The sequence below is a fragment of the Alteribacter natronophilus genome, assembly GCF_006007885.1.
GTDB lineage: Bacteria > Bacillota > Bacilli > Bacillales > Salisediminibacteriaceae > Alteribacter > Alteribacter natronophilus.
In genome coordinates, this window is record NZ_VCRO01000001.1 from 1,365,290 (window position 1) to 1,389,653 (window position 24,364).

General features: G+C 48.9%; 22 protein-coding genes. 5 read left to right on the forward strand and 17 right to left on the reverse strand.

Translation table 11 applies throughout. The features are described from left to right. Positions 1–5: 5 nt before the first annotated feature. The 4 genes from FGB90_RS06875 to FGB90_RS06890 form a co-directional block, all read right to left on the reverse strand. Positions 6–455 (reverse strand): ACT domain-containing protein, encoded by a 450-nt coding sequence (locus FGB90_RS06875; RefSeq protein WP_138809795.1) that lies wholly within the window; start codon positions 453–455, stop codon positions 6–8. Between the two features lie 74 nt (positions 456–529). Further along, complete coding sequence (obgE, locus tag FGB90_RS06880; RefSeq protein WP_138809797.1) at positions 530–1,813, reverse strand: GTPase ObgE; 1,284 nt, start codon at positions 1,811–1,813, stop codon at positions 530–532. Between the two features lie 33 nt (positions 1,814–1,846). Then, positions 1,847–2,389, reverse strand: a complete 543-nt coding sequence (locus FGB90_RS06885) for a Spo0B C-terminal domain-containing protein (protein ID WP_138809799.1) — start codon at positions 2,387–2,389, stop codon at positions 1,847–1,849. Between the two features lie 99 nt (positions 2,390–2,488). Then, positions 2,489–3,505, reverse strand: coding sequence for an ATP-binding protein (locus FGB90_RS06890; RefSeq protein ID WP_171051729.1), 1,017 nt, complete (start codon positions 3,503–3,505; stop codon positions 2,489–2,491). Positions 3,506–3,903: 398 nt separating this feature from the next. Between FGB90_RS06890 and FGB90_RS06895 the strand changes: the two genes are divergently transcribed. Next, entirely contained in the window at positions 3,904–4,854 is a 951-nt protein-coding gene (locus FGB90_RS06895; protein WP_138809803.1) for an agmatinase family protein, read from the forward strand. A 247-nt stretch (positions 4,855–5,101) separates the two neighbouring features. Further along, positions 5,102–6,007, forward strand: a complete 906-nt coding sequence (locus tag FGB90_RS06900) for a hypothetical protein (protein WP_138809805.1) — start codon at positions 5,102–5,104, stop codon at positions 6,005–6,007. On the opposite strand, the gene hemY is transcribed toward FGB90_RS06900, so the two are convergent. From hemY to FGB90_RS06945, 9 genes are all read right to left on the reverse strand, one after another. Continuing rightward, positions 5,991–7,406: a protoporphyrinogen oxidase gene (gene hemY, locus FGB90_RS06905; protein WP_138809807.1), complete on the reverse strand. Its 1,416-nt coding sequence runs from the start codon at positions 7,404–7,406 to the stop codon at positions 5,991–5,993. The two genes, FGB90_RS06900 and hemY, sit on opposite strands and share 17 nt — an antisense overlap. Then, a complete protein-coding gene (hemH, locus tag FGB90_RS06910; RefSeq protein ID WP_138809809.1) occupies positions 7,403–8,341 on the reverse strand; it encodes a ferrochelatase in 939 nt (312 codons plus the stop codon). The genes hemY and hemH overlap by 4 nt, the downstream gene beginning before the upstream one ends. A gap of 24 nt (positions 8,342–8,365) precedes the next feature. After that, positions 8,366–9,403: a uroporphyrinogen decarboxylase gene (gene hemE / locus FGB90_RS06915; RefSeq protein ID WP_138809811.1), complete on the reverse strand. Its 1,038-nt coding sequence runs from the start codon at positions 9,401–9,403 to the stop codon at positions 8,366–8,368. A 594-nt stretch (positions 9,404–9,997) separates the two neighbouring features. Then, entirely contained in the window at positions 9,998–11,536 is a 1,539-nt protein-coding gene (locus FGB90_RS06920; protein ID WP_138809813.1) for a spore germination protein, read from the reverse strand. Between the two features lie 36 nt (positions 11,537–11,572). Further along, entirely contained in the window at positions 11,573–12,760 is a 1,188-nt protein-coding gene (locus FGB90_RS06925; RefSeq protein ID WP_138809815.1) for a Ger(x)C family spore germination protein, read from the reverse strand. Next, positions 12,753–13,928 carry a GerAB/ArcD/ProY family transporter gene (locus tag FGB90_RS06930; protein WP_138809816.1) on the reverse strand — a complete coding sequence of 392 codons (1,176 nt, stop codon included), beginning with the start codon at positions 13,926–13,928 and terminating at the stop codon, positions 12,753–12,755. The genes FGB90_RS06925 and FGB90_RS06930 overlap by 8 nt, the downstream gene beginning before the upstream one ends. Next, entirely contained in the window at positions 13,925–14,122 is a 198-nt protein-coding gene (locus FGB90_RS06935; protein ID WP_138809818.1) for a hypothetical protein, read from the reverse strand. Before FGB90_RS06935 ends, FGB90_RS06930 begins: the two co-directional genes overlap by 4 nt. A 206-nt stretch (positions 14,123–14,328) precedes the next feature. After that, positions 14,329–16,515 carry a transglycosylase domain-containing protein gene (locus FGB90_RS06940; RefSeq protein ID WP_306419223.1) on the reverse strand — a complete coding sequence of 729 codons (2,187 nt, stop codon included), beginning with the start codon at positions 16,513–16,515 and terminating at the stop codon, positions 14,329–14,331. Between the two features lie 247 nt (positions 16,516–16,762). Continuing rightward, entirely contained in the window at positions 16,763–17,272 is a 510-nt protein-coding gene (locus FGB90_RS06945; protein WP_138809820.1) for a type 1 glutamine amidotransferase domain-containing protein, read from the reverse strand. Between the two features lie 223 nt (positions 17,273–17,495). On the opposite strand from FGB90_RS06945, the gene FGB90_RS06950 reads away from it, so the two are divergent. Continuing rightward, entirely contained in the window at positions 17,496–18,215 is a 720-nt protein-coding gene (locus FGB90_RS06950) for a cytochrome c biogenesis CcdA family protein (protein ID WP_138809822.1), read from the forward strand. A gap of 156 nt (positions 18,216–18,371) precedes the next feature. Further along, positions 18,372–19,562, forward strand: coding sequence for an amidohydrolase (locus FGB90_RS06955; protein ID WP_171051730.1), 1,191 nt, complete (start codon positions 18,372–18,374; stop codon positions 19,560–19,562). 39 nt (positions 19,563–19,601) lie between these two features. On the opposite strand, the gene FGB90_RS06960 is transcribed toward FGB90_RS06955, so the two are convergent. The 4 genes from FGB90_RS06960 to FGB90_RS06975 all read right to left on the reverse strand — a co-directional run bounded on the left by FGB90_RS06960 (position 19,602) and on the right by FGB90_RS06975 (position 23,649). Continuing rightward, on the reverse strand, positions 19,602–20,354 hold the full coding sequence (locus FGB90_RS06960) for an EcsC family protein (protein WP_246056072.1): 753 nt from the start codon (positions 20,352–20,354) through the stop codon (positions 19,602–19,604). Between the two features lie 76 nt (positions 20,355–20,430). Continuing rightward, entirely contained in the window at positions 20,431–21,654 is a 1,224-nt protein-coding gene (locus FGB90_RS06965) for an ABC transporter permease (protein WP_171051731.1), read from the reverse strand. Beyond that, the gene (locus FGB90_RS06970) at positions 21,647–22,393 is read right to left on the reverse strand and encodes an ABC transporter ATP-binding protein (RefSeq protein WP_138809828.1); all 747 of its coding nucleotides are present in this window, start codon (positions 22,391–22,393) and stop codon (positions 21,647–21,649) included. The genes FGB90_RS06965 and FGB90_RS06970 overlap by 8 nt, the downstream gene beginning before the upstream one ends. 98 nt (positions 22,394–22,491) lie before the next feature. After that, positions 22,492–23,649, reverse strand: a complete 1,158-nt coding sequence (locus FGB90_RS06975; RefSeq protein ID WP_171051732.1) for an MFS transporter — start codon at positions 23,647–23,649, stop codon at positions 22,492–22,494. Positions 23,650–23,773: 124 nt separating this feature from the next. On the opposite strand from FGB90_RS06975, the gene FGB90_RS06980 reads away from it, so the two are divergent. Continuing rightward, positions 23,774–24,214, forward strand: a complete 441-nt coding sequence (locus tag FGB90_RS06980) for an HIT family protein (protein WP_138809832.1) — start codon at positions 23,774–23,776, stop codon at positions 24,212–24,214. Positions 24,215–24,364: the final 150 nt, after the last annotated feature.

Genomic DNA, 24,364 nt, shown 5'->3' on the forward strand with positions numbered 1-24,364 from the left:
TTACGTTATGTTCCTGAGCCGATAACTTCCACCCGTTCCACAGGATCAAGTGCTTCCACTTTCTGAACGAGACGGTTAATGTTTGTTGTCATAGCTGCTGTTTCAATCGATATCGTCAGTGTGGCACGCCCCTGTAGGGGAATCGTCTGATTAATTGTAAGCACATTGCCTCCTTCTTCCGCTATGATGGCAAGAAGACGCGACAGTGCTCCCGACTGATCTTCAAGGTGAATCGACAGGGTAATGATTTTTTCCTTCACCATTGTATGAAAAGGAAATATACCGTCCTTGTATTTATAAAAAGCGCTCCGGCTCATGTCTACTTCACTTGCCGCTTCGCTTACCTTCTCCACCCGGCCACTCTCAAGAAGCTTCTTAGCTTCCACCGTCTTCAGCATCGCTTCAGGAAGCATATCCTCTCTTACCAGATAAAACTGATCGGTTCTGCGCTTCATTATATTACACCGCCCTTTGTAATTCCCTGAAATATACAGAAAAGGGCCAGCAGCATAGCGGCCCTCGTCCTGTTTTATTCCACAAATTCAAATTCATAACGCATAATCCGCACTGTGTCACCATGCTCGGCTCCGCGCTCCCGAAGTGCCTCATCAATACCCATGTGACGCATTTTTCGGGCGAATCGGCGAACCGAATCATCACGGTTGAAGTCCGTCATCTTAAAGGCCATCTCAATATCGGCACCTTCAATAATCCATGCACCGTCATCATCACGGGAAATGGTAAACGGAACTTCCTCTTTTTCAAACTTATAGAGTACACGCTGTTCCTTCTCTTCTTCATCGTAAAGAGGAAACTCATCAGTTGTCTCCACTTTATCTGCTACAGCATGAAGAAGGTCACGGAGACCCTGCTTTGTCACGGCTGAAATCGGGAAGATCTCCACTTCATCCCCGACTTTTTCACGGAACAACTTCAGGTTTTCCTCCGCTTCGGGAATGTCCATTTTGTTGGCTACCACAAGCTGCGGCCGCTCGGTCAGGCGCATTTTGTACTGCTTTAGCTCTTCATTGATTGTCTGGTAATCCTCGACAGGATCCCGGCCTTCGAGACCGCTCATGTCAATTACATGTACGATTACCTTTGTACGTTCAATGTGGCGCAGGAACTGATGACCAAGACCAACGCCCTCGTGCGCCCCCTCAATAAGCCCCGGCAGATCCGCCATAACAAAACTTCGGCTGTCTTCCGTTTCCACCACACCAAGGTTAGGCGCAAGGGTTGTAAAGTGGTAATCAGCGATCTTTGGTCTCGCCGCAGATACGACGCTCAGAAGCGTGCTTTTACCCACACTCGGGAAACCTACAAGCCCTGCGTCAGCAAGCACCTTCAGCTCCAGAGTCAGATTTCTCTCTTCACCGGGCTGACCGTTTTCAGCGTGTTCCGGAGCAGGATTGGAAGGGGTGGCAAAACGCGAATTTCCGCGCCCGCCTCGTCCGCCTTTAACAACAACGTGGCGCTGTCCTTCATCAGTCAGATCGGCTACAACTTTACCTGTATCCTGATCCACGATGGTGGTACCCGGCGGAACCCGTACAACCATTTCCTTTCCACCGCGGCCGTGCTGATTTTTAGGACGGCCGTTTTCACCGCGTTCAGCTTTAAAGTGACGCTGGTAGCGAAAATCCATCAGCGTTCTCAAACCCTCGTCCACAACAAAAATTACGTCGGCACCACGGCCTCCATCGCCGCCGGCTGGTCCTCCGTCAGGTACATATTTTTCACGCCGGTAGGCCACAAGCCCATTTCCGCCGTCTCCGGCTTTTACATAGATATTAACTTTATCTACAAACATTTTTCCTTCACCTCTGTTTTTACCTGTACCTGCTCAGTCTGAAAAGTGCATTCTGATAAAGCACTCCTGCTGTCTAAGCTCGATCTCATTCATTTTCACACCTGGCAGTCCTTCTGCCAGCTGCTCGATCTCTTCAATCTCCAAAGCATCCATGTTCAGTTTACCCTGAAAGTCAAACTCAATCACAGGATTCCCGTTATCTGAGTTTATAACATAAAGAAGGTGGTTGTCCGCACCAGATTGGCACTGGCGGTCAAACCACGCGAATAAACGTCCGGAAACGGTCAGAATCTCATTTTCTTTCGCCTGCACACCTTCCGGCTCCGAGATCACTTCGAAATTAAGACGGAAATTATGTGGTTCCCAGTTAAATGTAAGCAGCTTCTCTGCCAGTCTGTTTCCATTTAAGTTCGAAAGTTTCGCTTCGTTTTTTGCCTGAAGAATAATATCATCCAGAAGAGCTTCCACTCTTTCCGTTTTCCCCAGTGCAAGGTTTCCTTTAATCAGCTGCATTTGATTCAGCCAGTCATGACGGTAATGCCGCAGCAGGTCGACCGGCTCCCATTCTTTTGTCACGAAAACAACACTCCAGTATACACGTGCTACCCATTTTTCCGTTCTCGAGGCAGACTATATTCCATCATAGCATAAGAGGAAAATGAAACGCACATTTTTTTAACATACCGTCGATCCGGAGTAGTCCGGAAGGCATACTTCAAAAACAGTCATTCCGTCTTTTGAGGTGCAGTTCAGCCGTCCATCATGCTTTTCAATTACCTGCTTGCATACACTAAGGCCAAGTCCTTTTCCCAGTTCCTTTGTACTGACAAAAGGTTCAAAAATCGTTTCCAGAAGATACTCCGGAATTCTCGGCCCGTTATTTTCTACAATAATTCTGTTATGATCGTCCTCACTTTTTGCCTGAATGAAAATATTCCGTTCGTAAGAGACATACATAAGAGCATCGACTGCATTATGTACGATCTTCATCAGAGCAAGCCGGAGCTGATCCTCGGCCCCTTTCGTCACGAGGGTATCCCGTATTTCCAGAGTAAGGTGAATATCATTTTCAGAGCAAATCGGCCTGAACGCTTCGGTTACGGATAAAAGAAGGTGATGAAGCATAATCGGCCCGGCAGATTCATCCTGATGATTTTTCGTATTGGAAAGCATCAGGAACTGGTCTACATTTTCCTCAAGACCCTGAATTTCCTGATGGATAAAATCAATATAAGCTTTTTCCTGAATATTTTCCGGAATCCTCCGTTCCAGCAGCTGGACAAACCCTTTTATGGAAGTAAGGGGATTACGGAATTCATGGGCAAAACTTGTGGAAATCCGTCCGAGAATCTCCATTCTGTTTTCCTCAAGGGAATGAAGAAGCTCATCTTTCCGTTCAATTTCAATATCCCTGAAACGTGCAGCATGGATCCATGTATAACGCTGAATCTCAAGAAAAAATTCATTCAGACTGGCCAGCGATTCGTTTATTTCCTCCGCTGATTGCGGCAGTTCACTAATATAGCCTGCTACAGTCTGCCTGGTCTCATCGAAAGATTCAAGGAGTACTTCCAGATTCAGATTTTCTTCCTCCCTGAACCGGGCAACCGCTTTCCCAAATGCAGGAAGGCTGGCTGTTTCCCCATTATCCATGTACCCGAGCATGGAGTCGAAAAGTTCTGATAAATTCACGGACAGTAATTTTGATGTTTCTTTTCGGTAATAGGGTAATTTTGTTAACACAGCATTTATTATTTCTCTCTTTTTACGAGCAAGCAGCAAAACAATCGTTTTCGTTTTTTTGCAGTTTGTGTTCATCGCTATTCCCCTTATTTTTTTTACCTTCACTTAGTATAAGTGATAATACCATCCTTGTCCTGACTAATTTCCCGACAAATGAAGAACACCTTCGATAAATTCCAAGCTGTCCACACACAGTTCGTTCCCTCTCGACAAAATACGCCTTTTTGAAGGCCTGGGATGAGAATGATGTTACCAAAACATAATATTACGTACGGAGAACTAATGGTTTTTTAACACATACCTTCGGGAATATGTAAAAATCAGAGTATAAGAAGGAGGTTTTACATATGGCAAATGATATGATTTACGGGAACACCCCCTGCTTTCTCGGTGCAGAAAACCTTGTAAAGTCACCTGAGGCAGCAGACAAAGTGGACGCCATCATCTACGGCGTACCCTGGGAAGGAGCTGTTACCTGGGGAGATTACACGGGATGCGAACTTGGTCCAAAAGTAATGCGGTTATCATCCGGCCGCTACAGCGGTTATATCCCGGAGCTTGATCATATTGACGTGTTTGAGCATCTGAAGCTCGGTGATATGGGAGACGTCGCGGTTACACCGGCAGAACCCGAGGACACGAAACAGAAAATCTCCGAGTTTGCGGGAAAGGTATGGGAAAGCGGTAAATTCCCAATCGCTCTCGGAGGCGATCACGGGATCACATACCCGATTATTGAATCCTTCACCAAAAAGACCGGGAAAAGGGTGGGAATTATTCATCTTGACGCCCATTACGACAATAACGAGCATTCCGGCGGTGACCCGTACGGGCGGGGATCTCCGTTTGCAAGACTGTATGAAACCGAGGGAGTAAGAAACGAAAGCCTCGTTCACCTCGGTATTCATGGCCCGAGAAACAAACCGGAAAATGGGCGGCTTGCGAAAAAGGTTGGTGCCACCACCCTTACAGTCAATGACGTCCGTGAAGCTGAGGATCTCCGGAAGTTTGCCAATGAAGTCTATGATATAGCCGCAAAGGAGACGGATGCCGTTTATCTGAGTATCTGTTCCGACGTACTCGATCACGCCTACAATCCGGGTGGACCGGCAGATGGAAACGGACTGACTTCGTATGAACTTCTCACCATTGTTCATGAAGCTGCCAAACGCGGAGTATGCGGAATGGATTTTGTTGAAGTTTATCCGCAGCAGGATCAGACTGACTTCAGCTCACATTTTGCTTCCTGGGTGATTCTCTATGGACTCGCTGGTGAAGCGGTCAGAAGGGGAAAATAACAGGCCTGTTATACAGAGCGGGAGGGCGTCCTTCCGCTCTTTTTCCTGGAAAGCGGGCTGATTCTGGGGTTGCCGGCTTACCTGTAAAAAAAAATTAAAAAAGTTTTTATAAAGTGGTTTAGGATTGTCCGTGCCGGGTACTAAATAAATATAACTCCCCCACTTTCTCATATTTCCTCTCCCTGTAAGGAGCCGTGCGTGATACATAGTGATCGCGCGCGGTATTTTTTTTGTTTTTTTCCGGGTTATGCTGTGTTGCGCGTGCGTAAGTCATATTTCCACCTTCTTTTTCCGGTGTTATCAGCTGACTTCGCCTATATCGTATTATTTCAACTTTTCTTTTCTGCGTTATGATGCGATTTCGCCCGAATCGTATTATTTCAACTTTTTATTCACGCGGTTTGATGCGATTTCGCCCGAATCGTATTATTTCAACTTTTTATTCCCGCGTTTTGATGCGATTTCGCCCGAATCGTATTATTTCAACTTCTCATTCCCGCGTTTTGATACGATTTCGCCTGAATCGTATTATTTCAACTTTTTATTCACGCGTTTTGATGCGATTTCGCCTGAATCGTATTATTTCAACTTTTTATTCACGCGGTTTGATGCGATTTCGCCCGAATCGTATAATTTCAACTTTTTATTCACGCGGTTTGATGCGATTTCGCCCGAATCGTATTATTTCAACTTCTCATTCCCGCGTTTTGATGCGATTTCGCCCGAATCGTATTATTTCAACTTCTCATTCCCGCGTTTTGATGCGATTTCGCCCGAATCGTATTATTTCAACTTCTCATTCCCGCGTTTTGATGCGATTTCGCCCGAATCGTATTATTTCAACTTCTCATTCCCGCGTTTTGATGCGATTTCGCCCGAATCGTATTATTTCAACTTCTCATTCCCGCGTTTTGATGCGATTTCGCCCGAATCGTATTATTTCAACTTCTCATTCCCGCGTTTTGATACGATTTCGCCCGAATCGTATTATTTCAACTTCTCATTCCCGCGTTATGATACGACTCTACGCGGCTCGTATAAATTCCCCTCCCTCCACCTGATTACGATGGCACTCGCTCCCCCATTAAAACAACGCAGCCTCTCCGGCAATGACCGGAGAGGCTTCCGTTTACTTATTATTCAGCATCTATGACAGACAGGGCTTCTTCTGCTGCCCTGGTTCCCTGATCGATACAGTCGGGGAGGCCGATTCCTTCAAAGGAGGCGCCGGCTACGTAAACGCCGGGCCAGCTGGAGTTAAGATGCTCCTTTAACCCGGTCACACGTTCCCTGTGTCCCACCAGATACTGCGGCATGGAGTCGTACCACCTGGTAATCCGGTGAAATGACGGTCTGCCTTCAAGCTTCATAATCCGGTTCAGGTCATCCATGACGACATCGATGATTTCATCATCAGAGCGGTCAACGATCTCCTCTTCACCCGGACGGCCAACGTATGCCCGCAGGAGGATTTTGCCCTCAGGGGCAGTGTGGTTCCATTTTTTATGGGTCCACGTGCACGCTGTTATCGTAAAACCATTCCCTTTTGGCACAAGAAAACCCGAACCCTCGATGTCTTCTTTTACAGCTGACTTGTCGAAAGCCACAGCCACTGTTGCTACAGATGTTGCCGGCATTTCAGCCAGAAAGTCAAACGCCGGATCATTTTCGAAAAAGGATGCTGTAACATGATGCGGTGTGGTGACAATTACCCGGTCAAAGCACTCACTGGAACCGTCCCGAAAAGTGAGCGTATACCCTGCGTCGCTTTTAGTGACGTTTTGTAATGCAGCACCGGTTTTTACGGAGCCATCCTGAAGCTCTTCTGCAATCTTCTCCACGAGACTCTGCAGCCCTCCGGTATAAGTCTGGAACATCCCTCTTTTTTTCACTGACTTTTCCCGGCTTTCCCCAGGGGCTTTTGCCATGGACGACTTCATTCCGAGGATCAGGCTCCGGTGTTTATCTTCCATTTTCTGAAACTGTGGAAAAGTTGCGTTTAGACTGATGTCATTAATATCCCCGGCATAAATACCCGACAGCAGAGGCTCAATCAGCCGATCAACAACTTCGTTACCGAGACGGCTTCTGAAAAACTCACCTAGGGAGCGGTCGCCGTCACCCTTCTTCGTCCGTGGAAGCACCAGGTCGGCAGCAGCACGGGCTTTTGCTTTAGGGCTCAGTATTTTTGTGGCAAGAAACGGACTCCACTGGGTTGGGATGCCCATTATGGCGCCTCCCGGCATCGGGTGAAGGCCGCCGTTACTGTAAATATAGGCACTGGTGGCATTGTTATAAACGAGACTGTCGTTTAAGCCGACCTGTCCTCCGAGCTCTGCTGCACTTTTTTTCCTCGCCAGAAAGGAATCCGGACCATTTTCGATAACAAAACCGCCGGTGTAATCGGTACTGATTTTACCGCCGAGCCGGTCTCCGGCCTCAAAGAGAACATATTCTGCATCAAGGCCATCCTCCTTAATTTTACGGTCAAGAAAGAAGGCGGCACTCAGTCCCGTTATGCCGCCTCCGATCACTGCTATTTTAAGACTCATTTGCTTTCTTCCTTCAGCTTCTTTTCCACTACGGTTGCCAGACAGTCGATAAACTCGTCCTTGGCGTTCGGCATTTCCGGACGGTAGTAATTCAGGCCCAGCTCATCTGTTACGACTTTACACTCATAATCGTTGTCATAGAGCACTTCAAGGTGGTCGGCGACGAATCCTACCGGACAGTAGACAAATGACTCGTAGCCGTGCTCTTTGTGCAGATCACGAGTGAGATCCTGAACGTCAGGGCCGATCCACGGATCAGGCGTATTTCCTTCACTCTGCCAGCCGATCTCGTAATTTTTCACTCCTGCCTGCTCCGCAATAAGCTTTGCAGTATCTTCCAGCTGCTGCGGATAAGGATCGCCGTTCTGCAGGATTTTTTCCGGCAGGCTGTGGGCGGAGAAAATGACAACTGCCTTTTCCCGTTCTTCCTCGGACATGGATGACATCGTTTTTTCAACCTGTGCAGCCCAGTAGTCGATGAACTTCGGCTCATCATACCAGCTGTCCACACTCGTAATCTCCGGTCCGTCGATTGTAGCAGACTCCTCTTTTGCACGCCCGTTGTAGGATTTTACACTGAATGTGGAGTAGTGAGGAGCAAGAACGATACTGACCGCTTTATCGATGCCGTCTTCCTTCATCTGATGAACGGCATCCTCGATAAACGGATCGATGTGCTTAAGCCCCTGATAGGCTTTAAACTCACGGTCTTCATAGCGGCGGTTCAGTTCCGCTTCAAGCTTTTCAGTCTGCTCGGTCGTAATTTTTGCAAGTGGGGATATTCCACCGATTGCCTCGTAGCGCTCAATCAGGTCGTTTAGCGCCTCATCTGACGGCTTACGACCGCGGCGGATATGCGTATAGTATGGTTCAACCTCATCGAGACTTCTTGGCGTACCGTACGCCATGACAAGTAATCCGTACTTTTCCTTCATCTATTACCCCTCCGGATTAAAGAATTATTCAGCCAGTTTTTCTCTTGAGTAATCATGAACGAACCGGGTCAGACGCTGGAGCGTTTCCGGCTTTATTTCAGGAAATACACCGTGGCCGAGGTTGAAGATAAAGCCCGGCTGCTGAAGCCCCTGGTCGAGCACTTCTCTCGCACGCTCTTCAATTACATCCCAGGGAGCAAGGAGAATAGTAGGGTCAAGATTTCCCTGGACTGTCTTCGTAATACCGTCTGCCCGCGCTTCCCCTATCGGGTAACGCCAGTCAAGACCGACAACGTCAACCGGAAGCTCGTGCCAGTCCTGCGTAAGGTGCCGTGCCCCAACACCAAATGTAATGAGCGGAACACCGGTTTCCTCTTTCACTTCCGAAAAAATCCGCTCCATGACGGGCTTCACATAGGTTCGGTAGTCGGCAGCGCTCAAGGCACCTACCCACGAATCAAATATCTGAATTGCCTGGGCTCCCGCTTCTACCTGGGCTTTCGTATAGGTAATTACCATATCCCCAAGTTTGTCCATCAGCTTGAACCACGCCTCGGGATCGGAATACATCATCGCTTTAGTTTTATTGTAATTTTTGGACGGTCCGCCTTCAATCATATAGCTTGAAAGCGTAAACGGGGCACCACTGAATCCGATGAGCGGGACATTCAGCTGTTCCCGCAGAATCCGGATAGTATCAAGGACGTACGGCACATGATCCGGCGGATAAAGCTCACCGAGTTTATCCACGTCCGCACGTGAACGGAGCGGGTTATCGATAACCGGACCGATTCCTTTTTTAATTTCCACATCCACGCCCATGGCAGGCAACGGAGTCATAATATCCTTGTAAAGGATGGCTGCATCGTTGTTGTACTGGTCAACCGGCAGCTTTGTTACCCATGCACACAGCTCAGGCTGTTCCGTAATCTCCTCAAGGGAGTATTTCTCTTTCAGTTTCCGGTATTCAGGCTGGGAACGGCCCGCCTGCCTCATGTACCATACAGGCGTATGGTCCACCGCTTCTTTTCTGGCTGCTTTTAAAAGTCGATCGTTAAACATTCCTCGAGCACCTCACTTATGTATCTCTTACTCCGGACTGCGCTCAGGAAGGGTGGCCGTTCACCGGCGGTAAACGTCCCTTCCCTTCACACGTCATATAAAAAAGCTGCTGCCGCTGACAACGCCGGCATCATTGCCGGCCGGTACAGTGTTTTTTCACAAGACTCTGTTAAAGTTCGTTGTTGATTTTCGGTCACTGCGCTCCCTTTCCGCGGGCACCACTGCAGCCTGCGCAGATGTTAGCGTGCTTCTTCCTTTTCCAGCATCGCTTCGAAGTGTATGCGTCGAAGCAGCTCGAAGCAAACTCACGATGTAAGCGCTCGTCCCTGCGGGGTCTTCCGTTGGTGCTTCTTCCTCTGCAGGAAAAGCTCCGAAACAGCCTGCGTCGAAGCAGATCACAGCATACTCATGAAGCAGATGTTCTTTGCTGTTCCCGGAGGAGTGTCGCGCGTTCGCTCCAATCAACTTAAATAAGATTTAACAGAGACTTTCACAAAACAGCATTTTTAAATTAACAGTCGTATTAAATATACTAATCGTACGGGCAATTGTACAGGTCAAGGGCTCAAATGTCATAAATTCGCTAATAATAGGCTATTTTGTCCAGTTGCTTTTCTGATCGTCATAAGTGTTGGGAACCTGGGGACGCTTTTTATGACCCGAAAGCGGAGCCCGGAACAGCAGGTCTCCCCAGTCCCTGAGCCTGAACGGGGCAAACGGACTCATATAGTAGTTTCCGAAACTTTTCAGACTGGCCAGGTGTACCGTGATAAAAATAAACCCGATTACAATACCGTAGAGCCCAAACCCTGCAGCAAGGATCATCAGTCCGAACCTCAGCATCCGGAACGTAATGCTTACGTTATAGGATGGAATGGCAAATGAGGAAATGGCGGTGAGTGCGACTACGATAATCATAATGGGGCTGACAACCCCGGCCCGGACTGCCGCATCACCGATCACCAGACCACCGACAATTCCGATTGTCTGGCCTATCGGTGTAGGCAGTCTGACTCCTGCCTCTCTCAGGAGTTCCAGTGTAAACTCCATGGCAAAGGCTTCTATAAAGCTCGGGAACGGCACACCTTCCCTTGTCCCCGAAATTGAAAGCGCCAGAAGAGTGGGAATCATGCCCTGATGAAAGGAAACCATGGCAATATAAATCGCGGGGAGGAAAAGGGCGATAAAAGCAGCAACATAACGCAAAAGACGGATCAGCGTGCCAATCTGCCACCTGTCATAATTGTCCTCCGGTGATTTGAACAGAAACTGAAGCGTTATCGGCGTAAGTATCGTAAAGGGAGTCCCGTCAAGGGAAATAGCCACTCCTCCATTCATAAGGGAACTGACGGTTTTATCCGGCCGCTCACTTCTAAGAACCTGGGGAAACGGGGACATTACGTTATCCTCGATCAGCTGCTCGATGTTCCCCGACTCTTCTGTGTCATCCGTATCGATACAGGAAACCCTGTAACGCACTTCATCAACCAGTTTCGGATCAGCGATGCCCTTTATATACATGATCGCAAAATCACGCTTCGACCGGCGCCCGATCTGCCCGAACTGCAGAACGAAGTTCGGATCCCGTACTCGCCTGCGGATGAGACCGATGTTGGTATGAAGCACTTCGTTAAAACCATCCCTCGGTCCGCGTACGAGCATTTCACTCGGGGGCTCTTCCAGCCCGCGCTGCTCAAACTGCCTTGCATCGATAATGACGAATGTCTGCACGCCGTCGATTGCAAGAAGGGCCTGTCCGCTCATAAATCCGAGAATGGCCTCATCAAGGTTATCAGCCGTTTCCACCTCATTAAACATAATGGTATCTTCCAGCAGTGCATCGATAAACGCATCCTCATTTTTTATGGATGGCAGCTCTTCCCGGTAATACATGAGAGGCCTGATTATATTCTGCTCCAGTGCCTGCATGTCTGCCAGACTGTCGAGGACATACATTACGGCTTTTCGCTTTCTGGCAATATTAAACTCCCTTACGATGACATCGTCACTTTCAGCGATAATTTTATCGAGGGTCTCTTTTGTTTCCTCGATATTTTCGGACAGCTCGATATTATATTCATCTCTCTGCCTGACGGGGTCCTGATTGAGCTTGCGGAACAATTTTTTAAACACGCCGGTTCCCTCCTTTCACACTGGCCTGTAATGGGGTTAAAAAACCCGCTCCTTCGTCATGAAGTGCCGGATCTTCACATCAGCTGAAATGGTAATATCCAGACCCCTGAATACTCCCTCAGGTCCGTCCCAATCGTCCTTTAACTGGCGCCAGAGTTCATGATCCTGAATACGGAGCTCCTCAACCAGTCCGAGAATGTCCAGGTACAGGTCTTCCTGCAGGAAGGCGTCTGTTTTTTCAGCCTGATCAACCATATAGGATTCCACCGACTCTTCCATTTCGTTTATAAAAGCAGGACTTACTGCTTCCTCATCTTCAATCCAGCTCTCAACCAGCGTACCTTCCGCTTTCATGGATACATGGAATGAAGGAGTTTCCCCGGATGTGTCCACTTCAATATTCCTGCTCATGCGTGAGGTTTCAAACACAAACAGCTTGTCCTGTTCATCATCAATTGCTGTTTCCACTATTCCGTTTTTCATATTTCCTTCCATCAGCTTTAAACCGATCGTCATTTCATCAGACAGCCAGCCCATAAATTTCCCATCTCCGCTGAAAATGGCCCCGCCCCGGACTCTGTAAGAAGTATTCTCCCGTTCAATCAGCCGCGGTACTACGAAGTTGCTGTTGTTGAGCAGCGCATTCGTAACGTAGGAAATTGTTCTCGGTTCAAGCATGGCCAGATCCCTGGTTTCATTTTCAGCTGTACTCATAATGGACATCCCTGTCAGCGGGTCCGGGAGCCGGTCATCGTTCAGCACCATGGAGGCGTCACCATCGACAATAAAAACTTCCGTATTACGCCGCATTTCATGATCCCTGATGAAAAAATCCAGCACATACTTGAGCATGTTCTTTTCAACCAGCTCTTCCTCCAGCAGAACTACCTTAAGGTGTTCGTAGTTCATCAGACGGGGACGCCGGGACGGCAGATTCCTGTTGGCACCAAAATTGGACCGCTCAGTCGTTTTAACTGTGAGAAAAGGACGTTCATCCTGAGCTTCCTCTCCGCCGCCCACCATGCGGGCCGGAATTGCCACCTGATATGTGAGAGCAAGTTTATCCTCACCAACATCAAATTCTTCATCCTCCTTCACCGATTCTGCACTTGTAACGGAAGCCGCAATAACAAAACCGACCTCCTCAATTTCAGTCCGGTCCCAGCAGGAAACGAGAAGCGGAAGCATCAGCAGTAAAGCTAAAACACGTTTTCTTTTATCCACTCACTTCACCTCCGGGCTTCGTATCTGCCGGAGTCCCCCGGGTGGAGCGGCTGTTTTTTCTTATTGTCAGAAAGCCGAGGGCAAGAAAAAGCGTGACCACGATCCAGCCGCCATACCCGATCCATTCAGACATATACAGGGTCTCGGTGAGAGATTCAGGGTAAAAAGCAAACATAAACGACAGCAGCCCGAAAGTGAATGCAATCGTGTTTGCATTTTTCCCCGGCAGCCACTGGGCATGAAAGGTATCAGCTGCAAGGAAGTGAAGAATGGCCATTGTATTAAATATGGTCATGATCCACATCACAATGATCAGAGGTTCAACACGCTCAATCAGCCCTTCAAGGACTTCCACTTCCTTCGACAGCTCGACGGTCGGAAACGGCATAACTTTCGTTGCCTCCACAGAGAGAACACCGTATGAAAAAACAACAATCATGCCGTAGATGAAAACTATGCTTCCAACACCTAAAATGTAGGTCCGAAGCGGTTTCAGTTTTTTCTGTTTTCTTCCATCCGCCTCCACCGGATTCACGTATTTCTGGAAAAAGAAGAAAATTTCAAAGCCGAGAAAAAAATAAAACATCCGTAAAATGTTGAATGATTCCATTACGTCTCCTGCAACAAACGGCCTGAGTTCATTAACCTGGAAATTGCCTATGTTCAGGAGGACAACAATTGCCAGCACAGAAAGAACAAACGGAAAATACATCAGGCTGATGTGAACGATCCCCTCCACACCTTTACTGCAGGCATACGTAGTGGCAAGAACCATAAAAAGAAAGATTACTTCCGCGGGCGTCTGATCGAGAAGGTAAATCTGAACGACTCTTGCAAGGATCCTCCCTTCAATGCAGAAAAAAGCAAGGAAATACAGAAAGAACAGGAGAGAGAACAGCTTCCCGGCCCATTTCAGTCGCCCGATCCTTTTCAGGTAGTCAAAGAGCCCCTCATTTCCGAGCTTTTTCTGAAGAAGAAAAATCAGCCATATATAGAGACAGACAATCACACCGCAGGTGATAACCGATATCCAGCCAAAAGAACTTTCAAGAATGTAGACAAGCGCGCGCGGGACAGTAAGAATACCGGCACTGATTGTAAATGATATGTGCGTAATTGAGAGCTCGAGGGGCGACATCGTGTAATGAGCTGCCGACTGATCCTTCATTCGGACTCCTCCTTCCTGATCCTTTCTCTCGCCTGCTTATTTTCCTCTTTCTGCCACGGCATGGCGTACGCATGGGTCATCTTTTCCGATACTTTCAGCGAAATGAAGCACACTGCAAAATAAATAAGTGCAATCACCAGCGTCCCCCGTTCAGGCAGAAAACCGAAAAACCGATGCTGAAATGCCTCCCACATACCGCCACCCCTTCCAATGTTCTGAGGTTTTTCCTTATTTTGCACCGAACAGCCGGATTCTATTAAAGAAAACCCGCCGACTGCCCTGTCATGCACACAGGCGTGCCTGAACAGACTGGCAGAAGGGCTGCTGAAACAAAAAAACTGACCGGCGGCGTAAATACGCCACCGGTCAGTCGGTCTCCAAAATATATCTGCAAATTCCATCAGGACGCATCCTGTGAAAAGAGCTGCCAGTTTGCCTGTGCACGGTTGGACGGGGAGCCTTCCAGCCCGGTCTGGGGACTGTAGGGAACCACCACATATTCATGATCCCCAAATGGATTTACCCGCTTGACAGTATACTGATCATCTCCGACAACGCTCCCCACTTTCTGCAGACCGTCAGCGGAAACTTCGTATATTTTATAGTGAAGCCTTTCATCGCTGCTCTTAGTCCAGTTCAGTTCCACGTGGGTTCCCGACCAGCCAAGGGATAAGTCAGCTTCCAAATCGCCGATGTCCACAAAGCGGATCGGTTCCTCCACATCGTCAACACCTTCAGGCTTTTCAAATGCTGTCATCTCGGCATAACCAGACTCTCCCGCTTCCTGGAGAATCGATTTAAACATGGATGCAGATACAGAGCTGGATGCAGTGAGGTAGTGATTTTCATCAGTTCTGTCAAACCCCATCCAGACAGCCCCAGTGTACTGTGGGGTGTAGCCTGCAAACCATATATCCCTTGCGCCCCCCGGAACGGCTTCAAAGGAGGTCGTTCCCGTCTTTCCTGCAAGCGCACCCTCGTAATGCCCTGCCTGGGCGGTTCCGTCCGTTACAGCCGCCTCCAGCATCCGGGTTATGCTCCAGGCACTCTGGGCCGAGAGCACTTCTTTATTTAACACGCTTTTACCGGCCACTTCTTCCCCGCTCCGGTCAGTCATCCGGGTAATAAAATGCGGTTCTCTGAAACTTCCGCCTGTTGAAAACGGCGTATAGAGGGATGCCAGTTCCAGTGTACTCACTCCATAATCAAGAGCACCAAGGGCAATGCCCAGCCCGTTTTCCTCCAGATCGATCTGCTGCTCACTCAGATACGCCTTCGAGCGAGGCACTCCGATTTCTTCCAGAAGCGCCACAGCCGGAACGTTGGCGGAATCCTTAACGGCATCGTACATCATCAGCTCACCTGCATAGCTGCCAGTTACGTTCCTGACGCTGTACCCGTCAAAATCTGCCCCTTCTTCGTCCGACAGGAGGCTGTAAGGACCATATTTCCCCGTTTCCAGTGCCGGCGCAAACACTGCCGGGGGCTTAAAGGCCGAACCGGGCTGACGCTTTGCTGTTGCCCGGTTAAAACTCTTCCTGACATAGTCACGGCCGCCCTGTACAGCAGCGACACCGCCTGTCCGGTTATCGAGCATAGTCATGGCGCCCTCCACCTGGTTTTCGGCCCCGTCATCAGGAAAGGCTTCACTGTCCTGAAAATGACGATAGGCAATCTGCTGCAGTTCCCTGTTCATTGGAACCTCAATCGTATATCCGCCGCGGAGGACCTCTTCCTGTGTCAGCCCGAACCGTTCCTCCGCTTCCTCAAGGACAAGATCGACATAAGCCAGATAGGCAGGGTTATTTGTAATCTTATTTTCTATTGCAGGAATGGCAGTCCCCTGCAGTCTTACCGCTTCCTCTGCCGTAAGATAGCCCTGGCGTTCCATCAGACTCAGTACAAGGTCACGCCGCTCTTTACTCCGTTCGGGATTGTCGATCGGCGAATAGGCATTGGGGCCTTTCGGAAGCGCTGCAAGAAGTGCTCCTTCTGCTGCATCCAGCTCCGTTACCGGTTTGTTAAAGTAGAGCTGGCTTGCTGCTTCAACTCCGTGAGCCCCGTGACCGAAATAGATCCGGTTCAGGTACATTTCCAGGATTTCATCCTTTGAATAACGGCGCTCCAGATTGATGGCAATCAGGACCTCTTTTGTTTTTCTCATCAGTGTTTTTTCACTGCTCAGAAATGTGTTTTTTGCCAGCTGCTGGGTTATCGTACTCCCGCCTTCAACGGCACTTCTCTCAATGACATCCCGGTAGAGTGCTCGTCCGATTGCGCGGAAATCTATGCCCTGATGCTGATGAAAGCGCTGATCCTCCACCGCCACAAACGCGTCTTTAACGTGTTCAGGGATGTCGTCGCTGTCCACCAGCTGCCTGTTTTCCTCGAACAGTTTCGTAATCTCGTTGCCCTCACTGTCCATAAGTACGCTTGCCTCATGCATCACAAGCTTTTTATTGTCTATTGCATAATTGCCGAAAATAATAATGGAAAAGTACATGGTGATGCCAAGCACAAACATCACAGCCGCGAATGCTGCAGCCAGAATGACTGTCTTCTTTTTTACCCGCCGCTTCTTTCTCAAGGCAATCCCCCCTGATGTATCAGCTTTATGCCGCTTCCAGTCTCAGAGACTTCCACTTCACGCAGCATCTTTAGTATAAACCGCTTTTACCGTTCTATGATAGACAGCCGCAGCAAAAATTCACTCTACTTTAATACGGTATATAAGGGGGATAGGTTTCAGCATCAGGGGGCGGATAGATTTAGCTGTCGAGAACAAATAAAACCGCAGCGGCTGTTCGCCCCTGCGGTCATTGTAATTTCACTAATTAACTAAGCTGTTTCAGACTTTCGCGGTTAAATGCCGGAAGATCATCCGGTGTACGGCTTGTTACAAGATTGTGGCACACAACGACTTCCTCATCCTTGAAGTTTGCACCTGCATGCTTAAGGTCCATCTGAATGGACTTGAATCCGGTTACGTAACGGTCTTTCAGTACATCGGCTGTAATAAGCAGCTGGGGACCGTGACAAATGGCGAACACCGGTTTGTTTTCATCCATAAAATGCTTCGCAAAATGTACGAAACGGTCGTCTGCACGGAGAATATCAGGAGAAAAACCACCCGGAATAAACAGGGCGTCGTAATCTTCAGGCTTCGCATCTTCAATAGCCAGGTCAACAGTCACTTTCGCATCCTCGTTTTTCCCTGTTACTTCCTTCCCCTTCTCAGGACCGATCACCATGACCTCATGACCGCCGCTTTCAAATTCCTTTGCCGGGGACGTATACTCCGAGTCTTCAAACATATCTGTCATTACACATGCGATTTTGCTCATTATGATTCCTCCCTTCAAAGACTATCGACACTTTACCCGGCACCCGGGATGGTCAAACATGATGCCGGGACAGAAAGTAACAGCTTTCTCCCTTCTAAATAAGACAATCCTGTGACAAGGTTTCTAAAAGACGTGCATATGAATTATAATGTGATTGAAGATTGAGAGTGCGGAATGCGGCCGATGTAAAAGCCCATACGTGCCCGCATCAGGAGGTACCTATATGACAATAGAAGAAATCAGTCTGTTATCGATGTGGCTTGCTCTGTTTGCAGGGGTCGTGTCGTTTCTGTCACCGTGTGTGTTTCCCCTTGTACCGGCATACCTTGCACAGCTGACAGGCACAAATATAACCAATAATCAGCTCCAGGCTGACCGGAAACTCATTTTTACGAGAAGTATCGGCTTCATCATCGGGTTTACGTCCATATTTCTGCTCCTTGGCGCTTCCTCAACGATGATCGGAAGTTTATTTGCCGCAAACCAGCAGCTCCTGGAACAGCTTGGCGGTATTGTCCTTGTTCTGTTCGGCCTGCAGCTCACCGGTGTTTTTACCCTGTCCTTCCTTATGAAGGAAAAGCGTTATCACAGCCCTAAAAAAACGGCGAGCTTTGTCCGCTCCATTCTGTTCGGTCTGTTTTTTGCCGCTGCATGGTCACCATGTATCGGTCTTGTGCTGGGATCGATTCTGTCGATTGCCTCAACGGAATCCATGTGGGGAGGCATGTTCCTGCTCTTTATCTACTCCATGGGACTTGCCGTTCCGTTTCTGCTCGTCGGTATGCTGTATGCGAAGTCACTCAATAGAATGAAAAACATAAACCGCTATCTTCCGGTGATTCAGAAAGCGAGCGGTGGCGTCATGATCGTATTCGGGATTCTGCTCTTTACCGGTTTATTCAACCGGATGTCCGCCTATCTTGCACAGTATATTATTCTCTGAATGAGTCCAGTAAATATGAAGTCCTGCCCGTATTATGTTAAACTGTTCATAATACTTAAGGACGTAAACGGGTCCGCTTCCATGCGGGCCTTTTTCATCCGAACTATTTTCTGAACATTTCCAAATTACCGACCGGGAAAGGGGAAACTTACTTTTATGAAACAGCTTTTCAGCGCACTAGACAGCTACTACAGTGAAATGGTGGAGATTCGGCGCTACCTGCATCAGTATCCGGAACTTTCATTCCAGGAGGTAAACACCCCTCACTACATCGCAAATTACCACGAAAAACTGGGACTCGACGTAAAAAGAAACGTTGGAGGACGCGGGGTTACGGCCCGTCTGACCGGAGCACATCCGGGCCCTGTTGTTGCTTTGAGAGCTGATTTTGACGCCCTGCCGATCCAGGATGCAAAGGATGTTCCATATAAGTCCACAGTTCCGGGGGTGATGCACGCCTGCGGTCACGACGGCCACACAGCCACCCTTCTCGTTCTCGCAAAGGCCCTGACAGAGCAGAAAGACAGCCTGCACGGCTCCATTGTGTTTATCCACCAGCATGCCGAAGAACAGGCACCGGGTGGAGCCATAGCCATGATTGAAGACGGCTGCCTCGATGGAGTTGACGCCGTATTCGGAACCCACTTATGGGCAATAACCCCTACAGGAAGAATTCAGTATAACGAAGGGCCCCTTATGGCAGCTGCAGACCGGTTTGAACTTGAGGTTCAGGGGAAAGGCGGCCACGGGGCCGAGCCTCACGATACAAAAGATGCCATCATCATCGGATCCCAGCTCGTACAGTCCCTGCAGCAGATTGTCAGCCGCCGGACAGCACCAATTGATTCAGCCGTTGTAAGTATCGGATCATTTGAAGCCGTAAACGCCTTTAACGTGATCGCCGATAAAGCAAAACTCACCGGAACGGTCCGCACATTTGATCCGGGCGTTCAAAAGCGCGTACAGGACGAAATTCAGCGTATAGCAGACGGCACGGCCCTGAGCACCGATTCTTCGATTAAGCTCACATACGAAAAAGGCTATCCGGCTGTGGTGAACCATACGGACGAAGCACGCCTCGTTGCCTCCACTCTATCTGAAGTTGAAGGAGTCGATGAAGTGGAACACCGGACCCCGATTATGGGCGGAGAGGACTTCAGCTATTATCTGCAGCACAGAAAAGGGGCATTTTTCTTTACCGGCGCCCAGCATCCGGATGTGGAGGAGCCGTACCCTCATCACCATCCGAACTTTGATTTTGACGAGCGCGCTATGGTGATCGCCGCCAAATCACTGGCAGCTGTCGCTCTTCATTATGTCGGTGCTGATGCGAAGGTAAGTGTATAGTTGGAAGCCCGGAGCAAAATACCTGAAAACCCCCGATGCCTAGGCATCGGGGGTTTTCAGCCTGCCTTCCAGAAGCATGCGCTTTCGGAAGGCATGTTTTGCATTTTCAGCGAGCAGATCAAGAAAGTGGTAGTTTGCCACAGCACCGACAATGGCACCGAAGCCCGGTACAAGCTGAAGGGTTTTTGGAAGATCAATAAAATCCCTGTACTCAAGCTGGAAAGCCTTCCAGTCCACCGAAGTTAAATGCGGGTTGATTTTACCCAGATCCCGCTTCTCTTCCTCCCAGTTCAGGATCCGCTCATATGCACGGACGCGCGCCTCCTCTTTTGAAAAGGCAAGCTGGAAAATGTGGAGCAGAAACAGCCGTTCTGCAGGGTCTTCTGTATCGTAGCCGTAAATCTTCGCCGCATCGAAAAGAAATTTCATTTTTATGCTGAGAAGCAGAGGGAAGTCCGCAATGCCGAGGAAGATCCCGCCAGCACCGGTTCCTGCTCCCTCCAGTGCCGCAGTTCTCTTGTACCGGATTTTTCCCGCTTCCAGCAGCTCCTCCCTCTTTTCAAGTGACTGATTTCTCACAAGCTCCTGGTCGGAGAAGTATGAAGACCCTGTGATAGTGGCCTGCACCATATGCCTCACACTGTCTGCAACAGTCCGATGCACTTTTTCGGGGATCTTTTCATTGATCTTTTTCTGCCATTTTCGGGCTGTTCTGCCGGTTATGGAAGGTGACTTGTATACGTTCCGTTCAAAGCGGGTCATCTCCCGATCCACTTTTTCCTCAAATCCCAATTTCCATCGGCCTCCCTTTTTCATTTAGCTGTTTTCGGAAAGATTGTTGTTTTATTCCGCTGCAGGCGGACGCTGCCTATGCCCCGGCCGTCCGCACCTCCCGCTTCCTTGACAGACGATCATAGAAAAAGGCAAGCAGGAAGCCGGCCGCTCCAATAATCAGACCGTCGTTCCAGTTGTGCACAGCCCCCGCAAAAAGCATAAATACAATAACCTGAAAACTGAGAAGCACTCTGACCAGCTTCTGGTGAGCTTCGTCCCGATACCTGAGCGCCACCGGATAAAGATCAATCATCTGGCTCGTTTTGTAATGTCCGCGCAGGGTTTTCAGCTGAATCGCAGTCATGTAGATAAACAGAGCCCCAATCAGCCACAGCCCCCAGCTCAGCGTCACTACGTAAAGAAACAGTGCCCCGAGAAGCGTAAGCCGGACAAAAATACCGAAGTAGTCATTTGATCGGACAAACGAACGGCTGAACATATACAGGTACGTGTTTTTCTGTCTGTACGGAACGGCCTGAAGCAGGGCGTTCAGATACCGGCGGGGACGAATTGACATCTTCAGTCGCGGCACATCTGTAAAAGAGTTGGCAATCCTGTAAAATGTCATAACCGTACTGTCCTCAATCCTGGCAAGGCGGTCCCATTTAACAGCATGCGTCCGGTTCAGCCGGTTGAAGTAGAATGCGTAAAGCACAGCCAGAAGGACTGCGAGCCCCCCCAGAATCCAGACCGGCTGAAACGTAAACATAGCCGTAACGGCACTCACATTCAGAACCGTTCTTATGAGTGTATGCCCGGTTACCCGGCTGTTTTCCTGAAACCGCTGTTCCTCGAAACCGGAAGCCAGGTTCCACAGCTTCAGAAGACTCAGCATAACCAGGATCGTTAACAATAGAGCACCTGAATCACTGAGGCGGTGGAAAAAGAGGGGCGCAAGGACAAGAAGCGGCAGCGCGAGCCAGAAGGTTTCCATCATCCAGCTGTAAAGAATGGACGAGCGGAAATACGGCTTCATTCTGCTTTCAAGAGGCGGCAGATAAACAAGATCGGCCTCTCTTACAAATGTCCGGACCCTCCCTCTGGTCACAAGCCACGTAAAAAGAACAATAAATACCCATACTGTGGGGAAATCCTCGGGAAGCCACATCAGAAATTCACCGTAGTAGTAGCTTCCGAAAATAAACAGAAGGTAGAGCGTAAACAGAAAGCCGCTGTTGGCGATCAGGCGGAGGTACCTGACGGCCATTTCCCAGTAATCGGCACGCCGTTTCTGCCAGAGTTCCTGAACGTTACCCATGGCGCCCTTCCTCTGTAACCGCGACATAAATATCATCCAGGTCCGCATCCGGCAGATCAAGCTGTGTCCGGAGCTCCTCCATTGTTCCCTGTACAACAATCCGGCCTTCATGCAGAAGAATAAAACGGTCGCAGTATTTTTCGGCAGTTGCAAGAATGTGGGTGGACATTAAAATCCCGCATCCCTTTTCCTTCATCTCTTTCATATGGTCGAGAAAGGACCTGATGCCAAGGGGGTCAAGTCCCACAAAAGGCTCGTCCGCAACGTACAGATCCGGGTTTACAAGAAATGCGCACATAATCATGACTTTCTGGCGCATCCCCTTTGAAAAATGGCTTGGAAACCATTTCACCATCTTTTCCATACGGAATTCCTTTAACAGACCTTCCGCCCGTTCACCGAACGTTTTTTCATCAATTCCATAGGCCATCGCCGTAAGCTCCAGGTGCTCCCACAGCGTGAGCTCTTCATAAAGAAGCGGGGTTTCCGGGATATAGGCCAGGCTGCTTCTGTATGCTTCCATATCTTCGTCCATCGTGCGTCCCTTAATATGTACCGCACCATCATGCGGCTCCATAAGACCGAGAACATGCTTAATGGTCGTACTTTTCCCGGCACCGTTCAGGCCGATCAGCCCGACGATTTCATGAGGTTTAACGGAAAAGCTGACACCGTGAAGCACCGGCCTGCTTCGCTGATAGCCGCCTGTTAGTGCTGAAACTTCCAAAACATTTTCCATCTTCATGTCTCCTTCACAGATCCTGTCTGGCAATCTCTACTTTTACTATATCGAATCTCGCTCCTGCAGAAAAGGAAAAGAGGAGCAATTCATAAAGATTAAGCGCCGTAAACCGCCGTTGACGTTTTTTTCTGCTCCATCGTTCCCATAACCATAAGAACACACATCAGCACAACCCAGCTTATATAATATGGAGAAATAAAATCCCTGATAATCCCCGCGACAAACGGACTTGAAATCGTCCCCAGTGAAAAAACAGCCGAAAGCAGGGCAAATCCCCTTCCCCTTGCCTCCTCACCGATCCGTTCTGTCAGCATCGTCATCATAGCAGGAAATAAAATACCCGCAGCTGCCCCGAAAAGCAGGAGTGAACCGGTTGAAGGATAGCCGCCGTGGGAAAAAAGGATCCATCCAAAGCTCCCACACATCATTACAACACCTGTAAAAAGACGGATAAACGGACTAACCCAGTGGACGAAAAACAGGGCCAGCGAAAGAAGGGTGCCAATGCCGATCATACTCACCATCATGCCCACATCCCCTTTGGAAAAGTCGGTTTCAACAGATAAAAACGGCAATTCAAACATCAGCGTCCCCTGTGCATACATGATCCCGAAAGCGGCAATAAAAACGGGCATACTCTTTGCGGTTACAAGGGACCGGTAATTCGGTTCATCCCGGTATGTGCGGATGACCAGGTTTGACTGGACAGTGTACCGGGCCAGAATAAATGCAGCCACCATGATGGCCGATACTGCAGCGAACGTCCATGAAGCACCGAACCATTCACCGATTTTACCTCCCGCAATTGGGGCAGCAGCCATGGCCAGAGTGACCATTAGTGTATTAACCGCCATGTTCCTGCTCTGTTCACGGCGGTTTTCTGCAAATGTGGACAGCATCGTCATACATGCAGGGGTTAGAAAAGCGAGCAGAAACCCATTAAGGAGTCTGAGAATAAACAGGTGTGATACATCACTCACAAAACAATGAAGGCCGAGAGAAGCAGCCAGCAGACCAAGAGGAACTATAATAAAGCTTCTGGGGCCTGTCCTGTCGATGACCACACCGGCAATCAGATTTCCTGCCAAATTAACGAAAGATGTGGCTCCAAGCATCAGACCGACCATGAAACCGGTAGCTCCCAGACCTACCGCAAGAGGCGTCAGGACAGGGAACTGCATATGTATACTTGTGAAAATCAGAAACAGCAGAACAAACAGGGCCAGCTTCTGTCCCGATCGCGATAACATCATGACTCTCATCCCCCCGTTTTCCATTCTATGAACCGGGGAAAGAAGATAGACATGCTGTTTTTGGTTCCTGCCCCCCTTATGCTACAATAAGGAACAATCTTACATAGCGAAAGGATGGACTGTTATGACACATTCAAGTGAAGACTGTATCTTCTGTAAAATTGTGAACGGTGATATTCCCGGTGCCAAGGTGTATGAAGATGAACATGTACTTGCTTTCTTTGACATCAGTCAGGTGACAAAAGGACACACGCTCGTCATCCCGAAAAATCATGAGGAAAATGTATATGAACTTAAGGAAGAGACAGCTTCCCGCCTGTTTGCAGCTGTCCCAAAAGTAGCCCGGGCCCTAAAGCAGACATTCGAGCCCATCGGCCTGAACATTCTGAACAACAACGGCGAGAAGGCAGGCCAGTCTGTTTTCCACTACCACCTGCATTTAATCCCACGTTACGGTAAAGGTGACGGTTTCGGTTCGGTCTGGAAAGAGCACGGGAGCGAATACAGCCCCGAGCAGCTCTCCAATATGGCTGCAGAAGTAAAAAAGCATATTCAGCTCTCCTGATAATAATGAGGCTGGGACATAAGGAAAGTGTTTAGATTAGAATCCGAACAAAAAGCTGATAAGCGGATGAAGTATTCGCCGACTCCTGTGGGAGGAAAAGCGCAGGTGAGACCCCGCAGGGCGAAGCACGCGGAGGCTCAGCCGCTTACC

Excerpts from the sequence above, each read along its gene's own strand:
- FGB90_RS06875 (WP_138809795.1), bottom strand. The coding sequence starts at position 455 with ATGAAGCGCAGAACCGATCAGTTTTATCTGGTAAGAGAGGATATGCTT.
- obgE (WP_138809797.1), bottom strand. The coding sequence starts at position 1,813 with ATGTTTGTAGATAAAGTTAATATCTATGTAAAAGCCGGAGACGGCGGA.
- FGB90_RS06895 (WP_138809803.1), top strand. The coding sequence starts at position 3,904 with ATGGCAAATGATATGATTTACGGGAACACCCCCTGCTTTCTCGGTGCA.
- FGB90_RS06900 (WP_138809805.1), top strand. The coding sequence starts at position 5,102 with ATGCTGTGTTGCGCGTGCGTAAGTCATATTTCCACCTTCTTTTTCCGG.
- hemY (WP_138809807.1), bottom strand. The coding sequence starts at position 7,406 with ATGAGTCTTAAAATAGCAGTGATCGGAGGCGGCATAACGGGACTGAGT.
- hemH (WP_138809809.1), bottom strand. The coding sequence starts at position 8,341 with ATGAAGGAAAAGTACGGATTACTTGTCATGGCGTACGGTACGCCAAGA.
- hemE (WP_138809811.1), bottom strand. The coding sequence starts at position 9,403 with ATGTTTAACGATCGACTTTTAAAAGCAGCCAGAAAAGAAGCGGTGGAC.
- FGB90_RS06930 (WP_138809816.1), bottom strand. The coding sequence starts at position 13,928 with ATGAAGGATCAGTCGGCAGCTCATTACACGATGTCGCCCCTCGAGCTC.
- FGB90_RS06935 (WP_138809818.1), bottom strand. The coding sequence starts at position 14,122 with ATGTGGGAGGCATTTCAGCATCGGTTTTTCGGTTTTCTGCCTGAACGG.
- FGB90_RS06945 (WP_138809820.1), bottom strand. The coding sequence starts at position 17,272 with ATGAGCAAAATCGCATGTGTAATGACAGATATGTTTGAAGACTCGGAG.
- FGB90_RS06950 (WP_138809822.1), top strand. The coding sequence starts at position 17,496 with ATGACAATAGAAGAAATCAGTCTGTTATCGATGTGGCTTGCTCTGTTT.
- FGB90_RS06955 (WP_171051730.1), top strand. The coding sequence starts at position 18,372 with ATGAAACAGCTTTTCAGCGCACTAGACAGCTACTACAGTGAAATGGTG.
- FGB90_RS06965 (WP_171051731.1), bottom strand. The coding sequence starts at position 21,654 with ATGGGTAACGTTCAGGAACTCTGGCAGAAACGGCGTGCCGATTACTGG.
- FGB90_RS06970 (WP_138809828.1), bottom strand. The coding sequence starts at position 22,393 with ATGGAAAATGTTTTGGAAGTTTCAGCACTAACAGGCGGCTATCAGCGA.
- FGB90_RS06975 (WP_171051732.1), bottom strand. The coding sequence starts at position 23,649 with ATGATGTTATCGCGATCGGGACAGAAGCTGGCCCTGTTTGTTCTGCTG.
- FGB90_RS06980 (WP_138809832.1), top strand. The coding sequence starts at position 23,774 with ATGACACATTCAAGTGAAGACTGTATCTTCTGTAAAATTGTGAACGGT.